Below are 5,070 nucleotides of genomic sequence, written 5' to 3' on the forward strand. Positions count from 1 at the left end.
GCACACCTCCACCACCGCGTCGACACCCTCGCAACCAAATTCCCCCTCTACCCCGACCTGAACGGAGCGCTGTGATGCCACCACGCACCCCCGGCGCCGACCTGCCGGAGCACCCGGACCGGCTGTGGCGCTCCCCGGATCCGAAGCGGTCCTACGACGTGGTGATCGTGGGAGGCGGGGGGCACGGGCTGGCCACCGCCTACTACCTCGCCGTCAACCACGGGATCACCAACGTCGCCGTGCTGGAGTCGGGCTGGCTCGCGGGCGGGAACATGGCCCGCAACACCACGATCATCCGCTCCAACTACCTCTGGGACGAGAGCGCCGGGCTCTACGAGCACGCGCTGAAGCTCTGGGAGGGGCTGGAGGAGGAGCTGGACTACCCGCTGCTGTTCTCCCAGCGCGGCGTGCTGAACCTGGCGCACTCGTTGCAGGAGGTGCGCGACAGCCGCCGCCGGGCGGAGGCGAACCGGCTCAACGGCATCGACGCCGAATGGCTGGATCCCGCGCAGGTCAAGGAGATCTGCCCGATCCTGAACACCTCGCACGAGCTGCGCTACCCGGTGCTCGGCGGGACCTGGCAGCCCCGCGCGGGCATCGCCAAGCACGACCACGTCGCCTGGGGCTTCGCCCGCGCCCTGGACCGGATGGGTGTGGACCTGGTGCAGAACTGCCGGGTGACCGGGTTCGAGACGGTCGGCGATCGCGTCGTCGGCGTCGAGACCACCCGGGGGAACATCCGGGCGGGCAAGGTCGCGCTGGCCGCTGCCGGGCACACCTCGGTGCTCGCCGACACCCTCGGGCTGCCGCTGCCGATCCAGAGCCACCCGCTGCAGGCGCTGGTGTCCGAACTGCTCGAACCCGTGCACCCCACGGTCGTCATGTCGAACTCGGTGCACGTGTACGTCAGCCAGGCGCACAAGGGAGAACTCGTCCTGGGCGCGGGCATCGACTCCTACAACTCCTACGGCCAGCGCGGGGCCTTCCACACCATCGAGCGCGAGATGACCGCGGCGGTGGAGCTGTTCCCGGTGTTCGCCCGCGCGCACGTGCTGCGGACCTGGGCGGGCGTCGTCGACGTCACCCCGGACGCGTCGGCGATCGTGGGCCGCACGCCGTTCGACGGCCTCTACGTCAACTGCGGCTGGGGGACCGGAGGCTTCAAGGCTACCCCCGGCGTGGGCTGGTGCTACGCGCACACCATCGCCCACGACGAGCCGCACCCGCTCAACGCCCCGTTCGGGCTGGAGCGGTTCACCACCGGAGCCCTCGTCGACGAGCACGGCGCCGCGGGCGTCGCGCACTGAAGGAGTCCGACCATGCTGCTGATCCCCTGCCCGTGGTGCGGACCGCGCGACGAGGCCGAGTTCCACTACGGCGGCCAGGCCGACGTCCGCTACCCGGCGGACCCGGACGCGGTGTCCGATGAGGACTGGGCGCGATTCCTGTTCTACCGCGCCAATCCGAAGGGCGTGTTCCACGAGCGGTGGTCGCACCGCGCCGGATGCCGCCGCTGGTTCACCGTGCACCGGGACACCACCACCAACGAGATCCGCACCGACGCGGCGATGAGGACGGTGACGAGGTGAGCGAGGAGTTCAGGCTTGCCGGGAGGGGCCGCGTCCAGCACGAGCGCCCCGTCCGGTTCCGCTTCGACGGGCAGGACTACCAGGGCCGGGAGGGCGACACGCTCGCGTCCGCGCTGCTGGCCAACGGGGTGCACCAGGTCGCCACCAGCATCAAGCTCGGCCGCCCGCGCGGGATCTTCGCGGCCGGGCCCGAGGAGCCCAACGCGCTGGTGCAGATCGAGGAGCCGTTCCCGGAGCCGATGCTCACCGCCACCGCGGTCGAGCTGCGCGACGGCCTGGTGGCCACCGGGCTGCCCGGTCAAGGACGGTTGGCGGCCGAGCCCGACCCGGCGCGCTACGACGCGATGCACGCGCACTGCGAGGTGCTCGTCGTCGGCGGTGGGCCGGCCGGGCTGGCCGCCGCGCTCAGCGCCGCCCGCAGCGGTGCGCGGGTGATCCTCGCCGACGCCGACGTGGAGGTCGGCGGCGCGCTGCTGGGCAGCGGGGAGCAGCTGGACCACGAGCCCGCGACCGAATGGGTGGGGCGGGCGCTGGCCGAGCTCGCGACCTTCCCCGAGGTGCGCGTGCTGACCCGCACCTCGGTGTTCGGCCACTACGAGGACAACTACTTCGTGGCCGTGCAGCACCGCGGCGAGGACGCGCCGAGCCGGGAGCGGATCTGGCGGATCCGCGCCCGCGAGGTGGTGTTCGCGACCGGAGCCCACGAGCGTCCCCTGGTGTTCGCCAACAACGACCGGCCCGGCACGATGCTGGCCTCCGCGGCCCGGACCTACCTGCACCGCTACGGCGTGCTGCCCGGTCGCCGGGCGGTCGTGTTCACCACCAACGACAGCGCCTACGCGGCGGCGATCGACCTGCACGACGCGGGCGTGGAGATCGCCGCGGTGGTCGACGTCCGGGAGTCGGCCCCGACGTACTGGACCTCGCTGTGCATCGAGCGCGGCATCCGCGTCCGCACCGAGGCCGCCGTCGTCGGCACCACCGGCACCGAGCGGGTCGCCACCGCCCACCTGGCCGGGCTGCACCCGGGGGGCAACGACCTGACGACCGTGCGCCAGGTGATCCGCTGCGACCTGCTGCTGGTCTCCGGCGGTTGGAGCCCCGCGGTGCACCTGCACGGCCAGCAGCGGGGCGGGCTGCGCTACGCCGAGGAGATCGGCGCGTTCGTCCCCGAGCCCGGGTTGCGCGCCGCGCGCTCCGCGGGGGCGGCGGCCGGGCTGTTCGGCACGGCCGAGTGCCTGCGCAGCGGGGCCGACGCGGGAGCGGAGGCCGCGCGGGCGGCCGGTTTCGAGGCCGAACCGGGCGTGCTGCCCGCCGCCACCAGCCCGTCGGTGCTGCCCGGACGCACCACCTGGCTGCTGCCCAGCCCGGCCGATTCGGCGGGGGAGCACCAGTTCGTCGACCTGGCGCGGGACGCCACCGTCGCCGACGTGCGCCGGGCGGTCGGGGCGGGATTGGACTCGGTGGAGCACGTCAAGCGCTACACCACGATCGGCACCGCGCACGACCAGGGCAAGACCTCCGGCGTGCTCACCACGGGGATCATCGCCCAGCTGCTCGGCCAGGACGGCCCCTCGGGGACCACGACCTTCCGCGCCCCCTACACGCCGGTGACCTTCGCCGCGCTGGCCGGGCGGGACCGGGGGGAGCTCTACGACCCGGTGCGGGTGACCGCGATGCACGACTGGCACGTGGCGCACGGCGCTCCGTTCGAGGACGTGGGCCAGTGGAAGCGACCCTGGTACTACCCGCTTCCGGGCGAGGACCTGGAGACCGCGGTGCTGCGCGAGTGCCGCGCGGTGCGCACCGGCGTGGGGATGCAGGACGTCTCCACCCTCGGCAAGATCGACGTGCAGGGCCCGGACGCGGCCGAGTTCCTGGATCTGGTCTACACGAACAAGATGAGCACCCTGAAGCCCGGCCGGATCCGCTACGGGCTGATGTGCACCGCCGACGGCATGGTCTTCGACGACGGCACCGTCACGCGCACCGGCGAGCACCACTACCTGATCTCCACCACCTCCGGCGGGGCCGCCGGTGTGCTGGAGTGGCTGGAGGAGTGGTCGCAGACCGAGTGGCCGCACCTGCGGGTGCACCTGACCTCGGTCACCGAGCAGTGGGCCACCATCGCCCTCGCCGGACCGCGCTCCCGCGAGGTGCTGGCCGAGGTGTCCCGGGACCTGGCCCTGGACAACGAATCGTTCCCGTTCATGTCCTGGCAGGACGGCATCGTCGCGGGTCGCGGGGCCCGGGTGTGCCGGATCAGCTTCTCCGGCGAGCTGGCCTTCGAGATCAACGTTCCCTGGTGGTACGGCCGCGAGGTGTGGGAGGCGATCCACGCCGCCGGCCGCCGGTTCGGGATCACCCCGTACGGCACCGAGGCGATGCACGTGCTGCGCGCCGAGAAGGGCTTCCCGATCGTCGGGCAGGACACGGACGGCACCGTCACCCCGCACGACCTCGGGATGGGGTGGGCGGTGTCGAAGAAGAAGGCCGACTTCCTCGGCAAGCGGTCCTTCGCCCGCGCCGACAACGAGCGACCGGACCGCAAGCACCTGGTCGGGTTGCGTCCCGCCGACGCCGGGGTGCTGGTGCCCGAGGGCTCGCAGCTGGTGGCCGACGCGGAGCTGCCCGCGCCGCCGGTGCCGATGCTCGGGCACGTCACCTCCAGCTACCGAAGCGCGGTGCTCGATGGCTCGTTCTGCCTGGCGCTGGTCAAGGGCGGGCGGGAGCGCATCGGGCAGACGATCTTCAGCCCGGTGGGCGGCGAGCTCGTCGCGCTGGAGGTCACCGAACCCGTCTTCTACGACAAGGAAGGAGCGCGCCGCGATGGCTGAACCCTACGGCGAGTCCCCGCTGACCTCCCGCGCGGACGTCCTCGCCGCGCGTTCCGGACCGGACACCGTGCACATCACCGAGGTCCCGTTCCGCGCGCAGATCACGCTTCGGGTGGATCCGAAGGGGACGGCGGCGGAGCGGATCGGCACCGCGATCGACGCGATGCTGCCCTCGCAGCCGGGGGTGGTGGTGCACGCCGACGGGGCGCACGTGCTCGGCCTGGGGCCGGACGAGTGGCTGCTGATCGGACCGGAGGGCTCGGCGGAGTCCACGATGGACACCCTGCGCTCGGCGCTGGGCGAGGAGCACGGCGCGGTCGTCGACGTCTCGGCGCACCGCACGATCCTGGAGGTCTCGGGCCCGCACGCGCGGGACCTGCTCAACACCGGCTGCGCGCTGGACCTGCACCCGCGCAGCTTCGGCGCGGGCCGCTGCGCGCAGACGATGCTGGCGCGGGCCGCGGTGATCCTGGTGTGCCGGGACGTGTCGGTGCCGACCTACTGGCTGGTGGTGCGCTCGTCGTTCGCGCGCTACGTGGCCGACTGGCTCGTGGACGCCGCCGCCGAGTACGGCGGTTGACGTGCGGGCCTCTGCTGGGAACATCTCGCGAACTACGAAGGGAAGTCAGCTCATGACCGAGGTG

4 protein-coding genes are annotated in these 5,070 nt (G+C 72.7%); all 4 read left to right on the forward strand.

What is annotated here, in order from left to right:
* Positions 1–74 precede the first annotated feature (74 nt).
* Genes ACL03H_RS23785 through ACL03H_RS23800 form a run of 4 tightly spaced genes read left to right on the forward strand, consistent with a single transcriptional unit; the run spans position 75 to position 5,006 of the window.
* A complete protein-coding gene (locus tag ACL03H_RS23785; protein WP_412813537.1) occupies positions 75–1,307 on the forward strand; it encodes a sarcosine oxidase subunit beta family protein in 1,233 nt (410 codons plus the stop codon).
* Positions 1,308–1,319: 12 nt separating this feature from the next.
* Positions 1,320–1,589, forward strand: coding sequence for a sarcosine oxidase subunit delta (locus ACL03H_RS23790; RefSeq protein ID WP_412813538.1), 270 nt, complete (start codon positions 1,320–1,322; stop codon positions 1,587–1,589).
* Positions 1,586–4,426, forward strand: a complete 2,841-nt coding sequence (locus tag ACL03H_RS23795) for a 2Fe-2S iron-sulfur cluster-binding protein (protein WP_412813539.1) — start codon at positions 1,586–1,588, stop codon at positions 4,424–4,426. The genes ACL03H_RS23790 and ACL03H_RS23795 overlap by 4 nt, the downstream gene beginning before the upstream one ends.
* Positions 4,419–5,006, forward strand: a complete 588-nt coding sequence (locus ACL03H_RS23800; RefSeq protein ID WP_412813540.1) for a sarcosine oxidase subunit gamma — start codon at positions 4,419–4,421, stop codon at positions 5,004–5,006. Before ACL03H_RS23795 ends, ACL03H_RS23800 begins: the two co-directional genes overlap by 8 nt.
* Positions 5,007–5,070: the final 64 nt, after the last annotated feature.

It is taken from the genome of Saccharopolyspora antibiotica, from assembly GCF_047200635.1.
Taxonomy (GTDB): Bacteria; Actinomycetota; Actinomycetes; order Mycobacteriales; family Pseudonocardiaceae; genus Saccharopolyspora_C.

Coding starts and splice junctions, on each gene's coding strand:
- ACL03H_RS23785 (WP_412813537.1), top strand. CDS start 75: ATGCCACCACGCACCCCCGGCGCCGACCTGCCGGAGCACCCGGACCGG.
- ACL03H_RS23790 (WP_412813538.1), top strand. CDS start 1,320: ATGCTGCTGATCCCCTGCCCGTGGTGCGGACCGCGCGACGAGGCCGAG.
- ACL03H_RS23800 (WP_412813540.1), top strand. CDS start 4,419: ATGGCTGAACCCTACGGCGAGTCCCCGCTGACCTCCCGCGCGGACGTC.